The sequence below is a fragment of the Lysobacter stagni genome, assembly GCF_030053425.1.
Taxonomy (GTDB): domain Bacteria; phylum Pseudomonadota; class Gammaproteobacteria; order Xanthomonadales; family Xanthomonadaceae; genus Lysobacter_J; species Lysobacter_J stagni.
Genome location: NZ_JASGBI010000001.1, coordinates 629,723 through 644,011, shown reverse-complemented (window position 1 = coordinate 644,011; position 14,289 = coordinate 629,723). Strand labels below are relative to the sequence as shown.

14 protein-coding genes and 1 pseudogene are annotated in these 14,289 nt (G+C 67.6%); 7 read left to right on the top strand and 8 right to left on the bottom strand.

All coding sequences use genetic code 11. The features are described 5' to 3' along the window. Positions 1-13 precede the first annotated feature (13 nt). The 4 genes and pseudogenes from dnaG to rpsU form a co-directional block, all read right to left on the bottom strand. Entirely contained in the window at positions 14-1,789 is a 1,776-nt protein-coding gene (dnaG, locus tag QLQ15_RS02865) for a DNA primase (protein WP_283211352.1), read from the bottom strand. Between the two features lie 130 nt (positions 1,790-1,919). Next, positions 1,920-1,976 (bottom strand): annotated as a pseudogene (locus QLQ15_RS18340) (SEC-C metal-binding domain-containing protein); the annotation flags it as partial. Positions 1,977-2,143: 167 nt separating this feature from the next. After that, positions 2,144-2,590, bottom strand: a complete 447-nt coding sequence (locus QLQ15_RS02860) for a GatB/YqeY domain-containing protein (RefSeq protein ID WP_283211351.1) — start codon at positions 2,588-2,590, stop codon at positions 2,144-2,146. Between the two features lie 203 nt (positions 2,591-2,793). After that, the gene (rpsU, locus tag QLQ15_RS02855; protein WP_031371286.1) at positions 2,794-3,009 is read right to left on the bottom strand and encodes a 30S ribosomal protein S21; all 216 of its coding nucleotides are present in this window, start codon (positions 3,007-3,009) and stop codon (positions 2,794-2,796) included. Between the two features lie 181 nt (positions 3,010-3,190). Here rpsU and tsaD point away from each other — a divergent pair, with 181 nt between their 5' ends. The 3 genes from tsaD (at position 3,191) to folK (ending at position 5,168) form a co-directional block, all read left to right on the top strand. Next, on the top strand, positions 3,191-4,225 hold the full coding sequence (tsaD, locus tag QLQ15_RS02850) for a tRNA (adenosine(37)-N6)-threonylcarbamoyltransferase complex transferase subunit TsaD (RefSeq protein ID WP_283211350.1): 1,035 nt from the start codon (positions 3,191-3,193) through the stop codon (positions 4,223-4,225). Between the two features lie 84 nt (positions 4,226-4,309). Then, entirely contained in the window at positions 4,310-4,663 is a 354-nt protein-coding gene (gene folB / locus QLQ15_RS02845; protein WP_283211349.1) for a dihydroneopterin aldolase, read from the top strand. A gap of 19 nt (positions 4,664-4,682) precedes the next feature. Further along, on the top strand, positions 4,683-5,168 hold the full coding sequence (folK, locus tag QLQ15_RS02840) for a 2-amino-4-hydroxy-6-hydroxymethyldihydropteridine diphosphokinase (protein WP_283211348.1): 486 nt from the start codon (positions 4,683-4,685) through the stop codon (positions 5,166-5,168). Between the two features lie 3 nt (positions 5,169-5,171). On the opposite strand, the gene QLQ15_RS02835 is transcribed toward folK, so the two are convergent. Then, positions 5,172-5,891: a L,D-transpeptidase family protein gene (locus QLQ15_RS02835; protein ID WP_283211347.1), complete on the bottom strand. Its 720-nt coding sequence runs from the start codon at positions 5,889-5,891 to the stop codon at positions 5,172-5,174. 156 nt (positions 5,892-6,047) lie between these two features. On the opposite strand from QLQ15_RS02835, the gene QLQ15_RS02830 reads away from it, so the two are divergent. Further along, positions 6,048-6,875: a DUF6159 family protein gene (locus tag QLQ15_RS02830; protein ID WP_283211346.1), complete on the top strand. Its 828-nt coding sequence runs from the start codon at positions 6,048-6,050 to the stop codon at positions 6,873-6,875. Positions 6,876-7,204: 329 nt separating this feature from the next. Here the strand turns inward: QLQ15_RS02830 and QLQ15_RS02825 are convergent, their stop codons facing one another. Continuing rightward, complete coding sequence (locus QLQ15_RS02825) at positions 7,205-7,951, bottom strand: pteridine reductase (RefSeq protein WP_283211345.1); 747 nt, start codon at positions 7,949-7,951, stop codon at positions 7,205-7,207. Positions 7,952-8,078: 127 nt separating this feature from the next. On the opposite strand from QLQ15_RS02825, the gene QLQ15_RS02820 reads away from it, so the two are divergent. The 3 genes from QLQ15_RS02820 to QLQ15_RS02810 all read left to right on the top strand — a co-directional run bounded on the left by QLQ15_RS02820 (position 8,079) and on the right by QLQ15_RS02810 (position 12,429). Then, a complete protein-coding gene (locus QLQ15_RS02820) occupies positions 8,079-9,242 on the top strand; it encodes a class I SAM-dependent methyltransferase (RefSeq protein WP_283213912.1) in 1,164 nt (387 codons plus the stop codon). Then, positions 9,239-9,655 (top strand): VanZ family protein, encoded by a 417-nt coding sequence (locus QLQ15_RS02815; protein WP_283211344.1) that lies wholly within the window; start codon positions 9,239-9,241, stop codon positions 9,653-9,655. The genes QLQ15_RS02820 and QLQ15_RS02815 overlap by 4 nt, the downstream gene beginning before the upstream one ends. 143 nt (positions 9,656-9,798) lie before the next feature. After that, positions 9,799-12,429, top strand: coding sequence for a TonB-dependent receptor plug domain-containing protein (locus QLQ15_RS02810; RefSeq protein WP_283211343.1), 2,631 nt, complete (start codon positions 9,799-9,801; stop codon positions 12,427-12,429). A gap of 222 nt (positions 12,430-12,651) precedes the next feature. Here QLQ15_RS02810 and QLQ15_RS02805 read toward each other — a convergent pair whose 3' ends face one another. Further along, positions 12,652-13,875: a multifunctional CCA addition/repair protein gene (locus tag QLQ15_RS02805; RefSeq protein WP_283211342.1), complete on the bottom strand. Its 1,224-nt coding sequence runs from the start codon at positions 13,873-13,875 to the stop codon at positions 12,652-12,654. A gap of 10 nt (positions 13,876-13,885) precedes the next feature. Further along, complete coding sequence (locus QLQ15_RS02800) at positions 13,886-14,263, bottom strand: PH domain-containing protein (RefSeq protein ID WP_283211341.1); 378 nt, start codon at positions 14,261-14,263, stop codon at positions 13,886-13,888. Positions 14,264-14,289 lie beyond the last annotated feature (26 nt).

The window sequence follows — 14,289 nt, the reverse complement described above, 5'->3', positions numbered from 1 at the left end:
GGCGTTGCGTCGCTCAGTGGCGGCTGTGCTGCACGCGCAGGGTGAGCAGCTCGCGCAGCTCCTGCTTTTCCGCATCGACCAGCGTGGACATGCGCGACTGCAGCGATTCGATGCGCTGCTGCAGCGCCTGCGCATCCAGGCGCGCGACGGTATCGAGGAAGGACTGCTGGCGACGATCGGCGTCGTCGAGCACTCGCGTGTCCAGTGGCGTGGACGCGGTGGTCTCCACAGCGCGCGCCATCGCCAGTTTGGTCAGCGCGGCCGCTTCGCTGCGATCGGCGAAGTGTTCCAGGATCATGCCGGTGGAGATGTCCGGGCGCTCGTGCACCAGTTCGATCAGTTCCACCAGCAGCCCGATGCCGGGCTGGTCCAGCGAGGCGAAATGCAGCGATGAAGGCAGCGCAAGGGCGACCGCAGGCTGCTGCAGAAGCGCGGTGATCGCGCTGCGTACCAACGATGGCTTGTTGGCCGGCTGCGCGGCGGCGCCGCCGCGCGCACGCTGCGCGGGCACGTGCGTGTCCGGCGTGCTGGCGCGTGCGCCGACGCCGGTGAGCTCGGTCAGGCGCTGCTTCATCAGGTCGCCGAACGCGCCGTCGGGAATCTGCGCGAGGAAGGGTTTGGCGCGCTCGGCCAGGCGACCCTTGCCCTCCAGCGTGTGCAGGTTGACGTCGCTGCTGAGCGAGTCGAAGAAGAACTGCGACAGCGGCGTCGCCTGTTGCAGACGCGCCTCGAAGCCGTCGCGGCCTTCGTGACGGATGAGCGAGTCGGGGTCTTCGCCGTCGGGCAGGAACAGGAAGAACGCCTGGCGTCCGTCCTTCATTCGGGGCAGCACCGATTCCACCGCCTTCCATGCGGCGCCGCGACCGGCGCGGTCGCCATCGAAGCAGAAGAAAACGTCGGGCGCGTTGCGGAACAGCAGTTCCGCGTGATCGGGCGTGGTCGCGGTGCCCAACGTCGCCACGGCCGTGTCGACGCCGTTCTGGAACAGCGCGATCACGTCCATGTAGCCCTCGACCACGATCAGTCGCGGGATCTTGTTGTGCGCCTGCCGAACCTGCCACAGACCGTAGAGTTCGCGGCCCTTGTGGAAGAGTTCGGTCTCGGGCGAGTTGAGGTACTTCGGCCCGTTCTCTTTATCGAGCACGCGTCCGCCGAAGGCGATGGTGCGCCCGCGCCGGTCGTGGATGGGGAACATCACGCGGTCGCGGAACTTGTCGTAGACGTGGCCGCGGTCGTTCTTGGAGAACAGGCCGGCGCGTTCGAGCAGTTTCATGCGACGCGGGTCGGTGCCCAGGCCATCGCGCAGCGCGTTGAAGCCATCGGGGGCGTAGCCCAGGCTGAAGCGGGCACGCGTGTCGGCGTCGACGCCGCGGCTGTCGAAGTAGCCCAGTGCGCGTCCGTCGTTCGCCAGCTGCTTCTGGAAGAACTTCGACGCTGCTTCCACCGCGCCGTACAGGTCCTGGCTATCGGGGTTGGCGTTGCGCTGGTGCGTGTCGCGCGGCACCTCCATGCCCAGGCGCTTGGCCAGTTCCTCCACCGCGTCGAGGAACTCGAGGCGGTCGTAGTTCATCAGGAAGCTGATCGCGGTGCCGTGCGCGCCGCAACCGAAGCAGTGGTAGAACTGCTTGGTCGGCGAGACGGTGAAGCTGGGCGAACGCTCGTCGTGGAACGGGCAGCGTGCGGAGTATTCCTTGCCCTGCCGTTTCAACGGCACGCGCGCGCCGATGATCTCGACGATGTCGGATCGGGCGAGCAGGTCGTCGATGAAGGCGTCGGGAATGCGGGCCATGGCGAGTAAGGATGCCACGCAGGTGGCAGAGGCGACGAAGCCGGGCATGCGCCCGGCTCCGGTGGATCAGTCCCTCGTGTAATGGTGGCGCTGCGATCCTTCGAAGCGTCCCGTGTGGAGACAGCAGTTCCTTGAACCTCCGGGTCGAGCCGCACGGACAGGGATCGTTGCGACCGAGCTTCTCCATCAGCTCCTTGTGGCCATGCACGATCCGGTGACCGCGCTTGACGCGGGTTTCGGAGGGGAAGCCCTTGCGTCGCTTACTTGTGACCTCGAAAGCAGGCGATCGGGTGGTCGTGGCGTTTCATGGTGCACCTCCTTGCATGGCCCGCCGACGGCGGGCCGGTAACTCCGTTACGGGCTCAGGCGCTTCTTCACCAGCGCCGACACCTGGCCCATGTCGGCCTGGCCGGCCAGCCTGGCCTTGAGCGGACCCATCAGCTTGCCCATGTCGGCCGGGCCGGTGGCGCCGGTCTCGGCGATGGCGGCCTCGATGGCCGCCAGGATTTCGGCTTCGCCCATCTTGGCGGGGATGTAGCGCTCGATCACGACGATCTCGTCGCGCTCGACCTGGGCCAGGTCCTCGCGGTTGGCGGCTTCGTACTGGCTGACCGAGTCCTTGCGCTGCTTGACCATCTTGTCGAGCACGGCGATGACCGCGGTGTCGTCCAGCTCGATCCGCTCATCGACTTCCTTCTGCTTGATCGCGGCGTTGATCAGGCGGATGACGGCCAGGCTGGCCTTGTCGCCGCCCTTCATGGCGGCCTTCATGTCGTCGTTGAGTCGCTGTTTGAGGCTCATCGGGGGCTCCTTGGCGGGTCGAGTGCCAATGGCACGCGGTGCGGGGTGGCGGGTTTGGGTCCGGACGGAATCGCGCTTAAGGGCCGTTGCAAGCCCTGGGATCGGTCGTTCGGAAACGCAAAAAGCCGGCAGCGCTGGGCGCGGCCGGCTCGTGCGATGCGTTCAGGAGCGGGTCGCGCGCTGCGCGGCCCCGCTGGACGCGATCAGTACAGGCGCTGACGCTTGGTCACGTCGCGCGAGGCGCGGCGTGCCTGGCGCTTCACCGCGGCAGCGGCCTTGCGCTTGCGTTCCTGGGTCGGCTTCTCATAGAACTCGCGCTTGCGGGTCTCGGCCAGGACGCCGGCCTTCTCACAGGTGCGCTTGAAGCGACGCAGAGCAAACTCAAAAGGCTCGTTTTCGCGGACTTTGACGCTGGGCATACGTAATCTCGTTTCAGGAACCGGCCCGGGCAGGCCGGGGAAGAGCCGCGCATTATAGCGGCGGCCTTCCGGAAGGTGCAACATAGGGGCCTATCCAGGGCCTGTGCTGGACGCAGGTCCTTGAATCCACACGCTTCCGGCGGTCCGGATGCGCTGTCCGTCCCCCGCGGAAACCGTCCCTTTGAAAGTCCTCGGCATCGAAACCAGCTGCGACGAGACCGGCGTGGCCGTGTACGACACGGTCACGGGCCTGCGCGCGCACGCCCTCTACAGCCAGATCGCCCTGCATGCCGAATACGGCGGCGTGGTGCCGGAGCTGGCCAGCCGCGACCACGTGCGCAAACTGCTCCCCCTGGTCCGCCAGACGCTGGCCGAGGCCGGCCTGGAGGCCTCCGACCTCGACGGCGTGGCCTACACGGCCGGCCCGGGGCTGGTCGGTGCGTTGCTGGTCGGCGCCGGCGTGGCGCGTTCGCTGGCCTGGGCGCTGGATGTGCCGGCCATCGGCGTCCACCACATGGAAGGCCACCTGCTGGCACCGCTGCTGGAGGAAGACCCCGCTCGCGGCCGCCCGGAGCCGCCGTTCGTGGCGCTGCTGGTGTCCGGAGGCCATACGCAGCTGGTCCATGTGGAGGCGATCGGCCGCTACCGGCTGCTGGGCGAAACGCTGGACGATGCCGCCGGCGAGGCCTTCGACAAGACCGCCAAGCTGATGGGCCTGCCGTATCCGGGTGGCCCGCAGCTGGCCGCGCTGGCCGAGCAGGGCCGGCCCGGCGTGTTCAAGTTCGCACGGCCGATGACCGACCGGCCCGGGCTGGACTTCAGTTTCAGCGGCCTGAAGACCCAGGTGCTGCTGGCCTGGCAACACAGCGACCGCGGCGAGCAGACCCGCGCTGACATCGCACGTGGTTTCGAGGACGCGGTGGTCGACACGCTGGCGATCAAGTGTGAGCGCGCGCTGGATGCGGCCGGCTGCGACACGCTGGTGGTGGCCGGTGGCGTGGGCGCGAACAAGCGCCTGCGCGCGAAGCTGGACGAGATGGCACGCAGGCGCGGCGGTCGCGTGAGCTTCCCGCGTCCGCAGTTCTGCACCGACAACGGCGCGATGATCGCTTTCGCCGGCGCGCTTCGCCTGCAGGCTGGCCAGCACGGTGACCTTGCAGTGCGGGTGACGCCGCGTTGGGACATGGCAACGCTCGAGGAAGTGGCGACCGCGTGAGTCCCGCGACTCGGCAATAGGGACTGGCCGACGCGGACCGTAGAATCACGTCAGTCCCACGCCACGGCCCAAGCCCCCAATCCCATGGACCACGTCTTCATCGAAGGTCTCGAGATCGAGACACTGATCGGCATCTACGACTGGGAGCGCCGCATCCGCCAGCCGCTGGTGTTCGACATCGAGATGGCGTTCGACAACCGCATTCCCGCCGCCAGTGATGCCATCGCGGACACGCTGAACTACAAGGCGGTGAGCAAGCGCGTCGTCGAGTACGTGAGCCAGTCCGACTTCGGCCTGGTGGAGACGCTGGCCGAACGCGTGGCACAGATCATCCTCACCGAGTTCGGCGTGCAGCGCGTGCGCCTGAAGCTGAGCAAGCCCGGCGCGGTCCGCGGCGCGCGCGCCGTGGGCGTGATGATCGAACGCTCCGCGTCCTGACCCGGTGCGCGATCTCCCGATGAGCCGTGCCTACCTGAGCCTGGGCAGCAACGTCGACGCCGTCGTGCACCTGCGTGCGGCCGTGCAGGCACTGCGCGAGCGGTTTGGCGACGTCGTGCTGTCACCGGTCTACCGCACGCGCGCGGTGGGTTTCGATGGCCCCGATTTCCACAACGCCGCGGCCATCGTCGAAACCGACCTGGACCCGCACGCGCTCAACGCGTGGCTGCATGCGCTGGAAGACGCGCACGGCCGCGACCGCAGCGGTCCGCGCTACGGCGACCGCACGCTCGACATCGACATCGTCCTGTTCGACGACCGTGTACTGGAAGGCGCGGGCAACCTGCGCATCCCGCGGCCCGAGCTGAAGCACGCCTTCGTGCTGCGACCGCTGGCGGAGATCGCGCCGGACGTCGTCGTCCCGGGTGTCGGCCTCACCCTTGCCGAACTGTGGAAGCGCCACGCCGATCATGGCGTCGAGTGGGACACCGCGACGCTCGGGTAACGGCTAGGGCTGCACGCGGTACGCACCGTCCACCACGCGCACTGCCGGCATGCGTCGGGTGGTGTCGAAGGCATGGTCGACCGCACGCAGTTGCTGCCAGAAGCCGCCCCAGGTGCGATGCGTGAGCATCGAGGACGCATCGGGCGCATCGAAACGAAACGGCCATGCCAGTACAGGCACCGACGGCTGACCGCCACGCAGCGCCGCCGCCACCAGGCTGTAGATCTCTTCGATGTTCCCATCGCCCATGGCGTAGCAGCCGATCGACACGCAGTTGCCGTGCACCATCAGATAGCTGCCCGTGCGCCCGTGTGCACGATCGAAGGCGTTGGGATATCCGAGGTTGAAGGCCAGGTGGTACTGGCTGGTCGGGTTCAACTGCGTCGGGCCGATCCGATACACGCCCTCGGGCGCCTGGCCGTCGCCCTGCTGCAACTTGGGCCCCAGCCGGCCAGACCAGGTGCAGATCGGATAGTGGCGGAAGAGGCGGAACTGCCGACCGTCGTCGACCCACACCTCAAGCCGGTGCTCGCGCTTGAACAACCGCACCAGCACGGGCGCGCCATAACGCAGGCCCGCGGCGGCGAGGTCGCGTTGCAGCGCAGGTCGCACGCGTGCCTCGGCGGATTGCGCGCGCGGACTGGTTGGCACGGTGACTGGTTTGGCGCTCGCCGTCGCGAATGCAGCGACCAGCAGCAGGAGGGCGAGGCGGGTGGGCTTCATGACCGTTCCGTTGCAGTCCGTGCGATATCCGGAGCATAGCGATGCCGGTATGCGGAGTGCGCCGGCCGTCCGAATTCCCGTCTGCCCCCCTTGCCGCCAATGCCCTCGCGCCGCGAGGATGCGCGTTGGTCCATGGGGGACTTTGGGGAAATCGAGATGTTCGAGAAGTTCTCGCGCAGTTGGGAATTGGTAAAGGCGAGCGCGGCGGTGTTGCGTTCGGACAAGGAACTGATGGTGTTTCCGATCATTTCCGCAGCGGCGACGCTGGTGGTGCTGGCGACGTTCCTGGTGCCGCTGATCGGCTGGCGCGTGTTCCAGCACGGCTTCGGCGTCTCCGGGGCGATCTGGGTCTTCCTGTTCTACTTCTGCCAGTACAGCGTCATCGTGTTCTTCAACTGCGCGCTGGTTGGCGCGGCGATGATCCGTCTGGAAGGCGGCGATCCGACGATCGCCGACGGCATCAACGCCGCCAAGGCGCGACTGCCGGCGATCCTCGGCTACGCGGCGATCGCCGCCACCGTCGGCCTGATCCTCAAGCGCATGAAGGACGACGACCACTTCCTGGTGCGCCTGCTGGGCGGTGGCCTGGGTACGGTGTGGACGCTGGCGACGTTCCTGGTGGTGCCGGTGCTGGTGCATCAGGAAGTCGGGCCGTTCGAGGCGCTCAAGCGCAGCGCGAACCTGCTCAAGCGCACCTGGGGCGAGAACGCCATCGGCAACGTCGGCATCGGTCTGGTGTTCGGCATGGCCATGTTCGCCGTGCTCGTGGTCGGCCTGCTGCTGGCGTGGGTCGCGGCGCAGCTGTCGGGCGTGCTGGCGGTGGCGATCCTGGTGGTGTTCGTGATCGCGCTGCTGGTGATGGGCGTGTACCAGGCAGCGCTCAGCGGCATCTACTCGGCCGCGCTGTACCGCTACGCGACGGAAGGCTCGGCACCGCCGGCGTTCCAGGGGCTGCAGCTGGAATCGGCGTTCGCGACGAAGTGATCGAGGCGAAGTGATTGACCAGGGCGCCGGCACATTGCCGGCGCTTTGCTTTTGCCGCTGCCTTTGCAGTGCCGTTGAGGTTGATCTTGCGACTTCGGAGCGAGCCGAGCACCGCAGCCAGGCAGGGGGCGAAGAGTCGCCCATGTTTGAGCGCAGCGAGTTTGGGCGACGTCCCCCTGACTGGCGAGGAGCACAGGGGACCGCCGCGTAGCGGCGGATCGCGGAGGGAGCGGATGGTTTTGGTTACTTTTGCCGAAACAAAAGTAACCCGCTCGCTTGCGAGCGGAAGCTGTTGCTGCTGATCAGCATCGCCACAGACGGCCGTCGCACTACACCCCCAACAACCGCCCCCCATCCAGGTGCAGCACCTGTCCGGTGCAGTAACGGGCGTCCTGCAGCAGCCAGCGCACGGCGTCGGCCACTTCCTCCGGTGTACCCGTGCGACCCAGCGGCGTGCGCGCGAGCATCGCCTGTTGCGTGGCGGGGTCGCTGCGTTCTTCCGGCCACAGGATCGCGCCGGGCGATACCGCGTTGACGCGCACCTTCGGGCCCAGTTCCAGCGCCAGCGAGCGCGTCATCATCAGCAGCGCGGCCTTGGCCATGCAGTAGACCGTGTGTTCGCGCAGCGGGCGCTGTGCATACAGGTCCGTGAGGTTGACGATGGCGCCTTCCGCGGCCTGCAGGTGCGGCGCAGCGGCCTGACTCAGGAAGAACGGTGCGCGCGCGTTGCTCGTGAACAGGGCGTCCCACTGCGCGGGCGTGGTCGTGCCGATCGGCGTGGGCGTGAAGCCGGACGCGTTGTTCACCAGCGCGTCCAGTCGGCCGAAGCGGCCCACGCATTGCGCGACGAGTTCCGGCAGGCGATCGAAGTCGGCCAGTTCCGCGTGCAGCAGCAGCGTGCTGCGAGGACGGATGCGTTCGAGTTCCTGCGCCAGCGCTTCCGCTGCTTCCTGCGAACCTCGGTAGTGCAGGGCGACGTCATACCCCGCGGCGTGCAGCCTGCGCGCGATGGCGGCTCCGATGCGGCGCGCGGCGCCGGTGATCAGCGCGACGGGGGCGGCGTTCGGAGCGGACATGACGGGACTCTCCGGGTCGTGACGTATTCTGGGCGCCAGTGTCCCACGGCTCCATGGCATGTCCACCGAATCCCCCTCGTCCCGCCCCGGCGCGCAGGAGCGCCAGCGCGAGGCTCAGTCGCTTCCGATGCCCGATGCCGATGCGCTCGCGCACAGCGCCAGGTTGACCGGCGCGATCCAGGCGCAGATCGCCGAACACGGCGGCGCGATCGCGTTCTCACGCTTCATGGAGCTGGCACTGTATGCCCCGGGGTTGGGTTACTACAGCGCCGGTGCGAGCAAGTTCGGCGAGAGCGGCGACTTCGTCACCGCGCCGGAAATCGGCCCCATCTTCGCCGCCTGCGTGGCCGAGAGCGTCGCCACGGTGTTCCAGCAGATCGGGCCCGGTGCGCGTTTCCTCGAGCTGGGCGGTGGCACGGGTGCGTTCGCGGAAGTCGCGTTGAAGCGGCTGATGGAACTGGATGCGTTGCCGGACCGTTACTGCATCCTCGAGCCGAGCGCGCAGTTGCGCCATCGCCAGCGCGAGCGCCTGCAGGAACGGCTGGTGCCGCCGCTGTTCGAGCTGGTGGAGTGGCTCGACGGCCCGTTCAACGACGACTGGGATGGCGTGCTGTTCGCCAACGAGGTGATCGATGCGCTGCCCACGCCGCGTTTCGCCATCGAGGCCGGCGAGGTGTACGAGGAACATGTCGCGGTGGAAGCAGGCGAGCTGGTGCGCGTGCTGCGACCGGCCGATACATTCCTGGTCAATGCCGTGCGCCACATCGAGCGCCGGCTCGGCCGCGAGCTGGAACACGGCTATCGATCCGAAGCGCTGCCGCAGCTGCCGTACTGGGTGCAGGCGGTGTCCGGCGGCATGCGTCGAGGCGCGATGCTGTTCATCGACTACGGTTATCCGCGTGGCGAGTACTACCTGCCCGAGCGCAGCGACGGCACGCTGCGCGCGTTCTACCGTCACCGCATGCACCATGAGCCGCTGCTGTGGCCGGGACTGCAGGACCTCACCGCTTCGGTGGACTTCACGGCGCTGGCCGAGGCGGGCGTCGCGGCGGGATTCGATTTCGCCGGTTACTGCTCGCAGGCCAGCTTCCTGCTGGGCAATGGGTTGGCGGGCGTTCTGGAACGCATCGAGCGTATCGCCGACGAGGGCGAGCGAATGAAGCGTACGCAGGAAGTGAAGCGCCTGACCCTGCCCAGCGAGATGGGCGAGCGCTTCCAGGCGATGGGCTTCGAGAAGGACGTCGAGTTCGGCACGGCCTTCATGGCCGGCGACCTGAGCTTCCGTTTGTGAGCGCCGCCCCCGTGCGCCCCTGGCTGCGCGATTTCCGGCGTCCCTGGCTGTGGCTGGGGATCTGGCTGCTGATGATCGGCGCGGTGGTCGCCACCTCGCTGGTGTCGGCGCAGGACCTGCCGCCGGCCCCGTTCGATGGCGTGGACAAGGTCGAGCATTTCCTGGCCTATCTGATCCTCGCCGCGTACGCGGTGATGCTGTTCCAGGGGCGACGGGCGCAGTCGGTCGCCGTCGCCGGGCTGATCGGGCTGGGCATCGGGCTGGAGTTCGCGCAGGGCGCGCTGACGGTGTCGCGGCAGGCGGATTCCGCCGACGCGCTGGCCAATGCGCTTGGAGCCCTCGGTGGGCTGGTGCTCGGGCCGACCCCCGCGGCACTGGCCCTGGAATGGCTGGATCGTCGCGTCACCCGGTGAGAAGCGGGAGATTGGCCAAAAATTAACCATAAAGCCAGATTAGGAAAAGCGACCGTAGGTATTGCGCAAAGGTTAAAGCTTGGTTAAAGCTCGGCGTCGGGCTCGACAGGGGGAGTCCGCCCACCCTGAGCAAGGAAAACGCCATGCTTGCCGTAACCCGCAATCGTCTGACTTTGGCCGTCGCTGCCGCTCTCATTTCCACCGCCCTGCCGGTCCTGGCCCAGGACGGCCCGCAGGCCCCGTCCCAGCCCCCGGCTCCGTCGGCGCCCGCCGCGCGACAGGACCCGGTGGAGCTCGACAAACTGGTCGTCACCGGCACCCGCGTCCAGGGCCGTTCGCCGACGCAGTCGCTGTCGCCCGTCGACGTCTTCCGCCCCGCCGATCTGGAGAAGCAGGCCTCGGCCGACTTCACCGATCAGCTGGCCAACATCGCGCCGTCGTTCAACACACAGCGCTTTCCGATCGCCGACGGCACGGCCTTCGTCCGTCCCGCCAACCTGCGCAACCTGCCGCCCGACCAGACGCTGGTGCTGATCAACGGCAAGCGCCGGCACCGTTCCGCACTCGTGAACCTGCAGGTCGAGCCCTTTGGCACGGTCAACCAGGGTTCGCAGGCGGTCGACTACAGCCTGATCCCGTCCGCCGCGATCCAGCGCGTGGAAGTGCTGCGCGACGGTTCGTCCGCGCAGTACGGTTCCGATGCCATCGCCGGCGTCATCAACGTGCTGCTCAACGACTACGACGATGGCGTCCGCATCGATGGCCAGTACGGTTCGACCTACGAGGGCGACGGCGACAAGTGGCGCAGCTCGGTCAACTTCGGCACCCCGCTGAGCGACGGTGGCTTCTTCAACATGACCTTCGAGTACTTCGACAGCGACCACACCTCGCGCGGCATCCCGCGCGCGGACGCGGCGCAGGTCGGTGCATTCGTCGGCAGCAACCTGGTTCCGTTCGAAGGCCTGGGCCAGCGCTGGGGCGATCCCGACGGCGAAGGCCTGCGCACGTTCTTCAACGCGGAGTACCCGCTCAACGATGCCGTCAGCCTGTACGGCTTCGGCAGTTACGCCGATACCGAGTACGAGTCGAGCTTCTTCTACCGCACGCCGGTGGGCGTGCCGGGCGTGGGGCCGCGCGGCACGCTGTTCGTGGACAGCGATGGCGACGGCGCCGCCGATGCGGTCGAGCAGTCCATCGTCGACAACATCCGTGCGCAGGGCCTGAACCCGGCCGATTTCCTCACCGCCGATGCGACCAGCCCGTCGGGCTTCATCGCCCTCAACCCGATCTACACGCTGTTCCCGGGCGGTTACACGCCTACTTTCGGCGCGACGATCGAAGACTACGAAGGCGTGTTCGGTGCGAAGGGTGAAACCGGTGCGGGCCTGCGCTGGGACGTGAGCCTGCGTCAGGGTGAGAACCAGATGGTCTACACCATGACCAACTCGATCAATCCCAGCCTGGGTCGCCTGAGCCCGACGCGCTTCAAGCCGGGCAACCTCACCCAGCTCGAACGCGGCGCCAATGCCGACTTCGTCTACCCGTGGCAGAACAACGTGTTCGCCACGCCAGTGAACGTCGCTTTCGGCGCCGAGTGGCGCGAGGAGACCTACAAGATCGCCGCCGGCGATCCGGCCTCGTGGGCGAACGGCCCGACCGGCGTGCTGTTCGGCATCGGTTCGGATGGTTTCCAGGGCGACTCGCCTGAAGCGACCGGCAACTTCAGCCAGTACAGCCGCGGGGCGTACATCGACGTGGAAACCGATGTGGTCGAACGCTGGACCGTGGGTGTGGCCGGCCGCTACGAGGATTCCTCCGCGTTCGACAGCACGTTCGACTGGAAGGCCTCCACGCGCTTTGCGTTCACCGATGCGTTCGCGATGCGCGCCACCGTCAACACCGGCTTCCGCACGCCGACGCCGGGCCAGCTCAACACGCTGGACGTGACGACCACGGCCGACTCCAGCGGCGCGCTGGTGCCGCTGGGCACGTTCCCGGTGAACAGCCCCGCTGCGATCGCACTGGGCGCGCAGCCGCTGAATGCGGAGGAATCCTTCGCCTATTCGGCGGGCATGGTGTGGACGCCGACCGATGCCTTCAGCATGACCCTCGACTACTACAACATCGAAGTCGATGACCGCATCGCGCTGCAAACCATCACCATCGAGCCCGGTTCGCCGGAACAGCAGGCGTTGATCGATGCCGGCGTGCCGGGTGCGGAGTTGCTGGGCCAGGTGTCGTACTTCGTCAACGGCTTCGACAGCACGGTGCAGGGCGTGGACCTGGTGGCCACCTACCGCTCCGATTTCGGTGCCTGGGGCTCGGGCGTGTTTGACTTCCGCCACAGCTACAACAAGCAGGAAGTGGACAAGGTCGCGACCGTTCCGGGCACCGGCGCGCCGGTCATCGACGCAGAGCGCGTGGCCGACCTGGAGAACCAGCTGCCGAACAACCGCAGCGTGCTCACCTTCGACTGGCGTTCGCCTTGGAATATGAACTTCACCGCCCGTGCGAACTACTACGACAGCTGGGAAGACTTCACCTTCGGCGAGAAGGGCGAGTTCGGCTCGGAGTGGCTGTTCGACCTGGCGGTGACCTTCAGCCTGTACCAGGACAAGCTGCATATCACGGTCGGCGGCAACAACATCTTCGACAACTACCCCGACAAGGAAACCAACAGCACGCTCAACTTCCTCGGCGCGCAGTACCCGTTGTCCTCGCCGTTCGGTTTCAACGGCGGCGAGTGGTACGTGAAGGCGTCGTACGAGTTCTGAGTCGCTACAAGGCGCCGGACGTCATCCGTCCGGCGCCGTTGCAGGTCGTGCGATGGCGTTCACGGTTGGGCGCTATGGCCGGATGAGGCAACGTCGATGCGCGAGGTCCTGTGACCTGCCGCACCGTCGACGTCGCCTTCATTCGGATATCGTGCGCGCACCTGCAGGGGGGAGACGCGCCGGACGACGGGGAAGGTCGTCCGGCGTTGCTTTTTCCGCGTCCTACGGTTTCTTGCCCGTCGCCTGCGCGATCGCCGCGATGCGCGCACGCCGGATCGCTTCGCCTACCTCCGGGCCGGACAGGCCGCGCGCCACATCGTCCGCGCGCACCGCCATCGCCGCGTCCAAGGCGGCACACAGCGCGCGCCCCTGCGGATAGGGTTCGTCCTCGCGGCCGGCGCGTCCGCGCTTGTCGGCTTCGCAGGCGATGGCCAGCTGCGCGATGCGTGCCGGCTTGCGGAACCCGTCGCAGCGCGCGAGCAGTTCGAACACGGTGCTGGCGCGCAGCTCGTCGAAGCGATGCACGTTGAGGTGCTCGCGGCATACCGCTTCGGCCAGCTGTCGATGCTCGGTCGGCACCTTGAGCCGGTCACACAGCGCACGCAGCGGCGCCAGGCCAGCGTGCTCATGGCCCAGGTGCTTGGGCAGCACATGTGCGGGCGTGAGTGCCTTGCCCAGGTCGTGCGTGAGCGCGGCGAAGCCGATCAGATCGTCGCCCGGCGCCAGCTTCGCGGCCATGTCGCACACCAGTTCGACGTGCACGCCCGTGTCCACCTCGGGGTGGAACTCCGCGCGTTGCGGCACGCCGTAGAGGGCTTCCACTTCCGGAAGCACCACGCCGAGCGCTCCGGCTTCGTGCAGCGTGCGCAGAAATGCCGATGGCGCGGCACTGGCCAGCGCGCGACGCAACTCCTGCCACACGCGTTCGGGCGTCAGCGTGGACAGTTCGCCGGAGGCGGCCATTTCGCGCATGAGCGCCATCGTCTCGGGCGCGACGGTGAATCCGATCGCGGCGAAGCGCGCCATGAACCGCGCGGCGCGCAGCACGCGCAGCGGATCTTCCGCAAACGCGGGACCGACATGGCGCAGTACGCGCGCCTGGATGTCGCGCACGCCGCCGCAGGGGTCGATGATGTCGCCCGCTTCGTCCTGCGCGATCGCGTTGATGGTGAAGTCGCGCCGCTGCAGGTCTTCCTCCAGCGTTACTGAAGGATCAGCGTCGACGACGAAGCCTCGATAACCCCGTCCGCTCTTGCGTTCGGTGCGCGCAAGCGCGTGCTCTTCGCCGTCGCGGTCGAGGAACACCGGAAAGTCGCGGCCCACGGCGCGGAAGCCCGCCGCTTCCATAGACGCCTGCGTTTCGCCCACGACCACCCAGTCGCGATCGCCCGCCGGCAGGCCCAGCAAACGGTCGCGGACCGCGCCGCCGACGAGATAGCGCCTCATGCTTTCGACCTCAGCGCGGAGAGTGCTGCGCGAGCAGGGCGACGATCTCCTGCGCGCCGCTGTCTCGGCCAAGCGAGCGCGAGATCGGCGCGGGCTGGCCGGACACCCACACGCGCAGTTCGGCTTCCAGATCGAAATGCCCGGCCGTTTCCACCGAGAACATCACGATGCTTCGATAGGGAACGCTGAGGTACTCGACCTTGCTGCCGGTCATGCCCTGTTTGTTGACCAGGATCATGCGGCGGTCGGTGAAGACGATGAGGTCGCGGATCAGGCCGAACGCGCGCTGCAGGCTTTCGCCTGGCGCGAGCAGCGGCGCCAAATCCGCCGCGAGCTTGTCGATGGATTTCTCGGCGGCGTGGCCGAGCAGCGTGTCGAACAGACCCATGGGCGACTCCCGGTCGGATGCGGGCT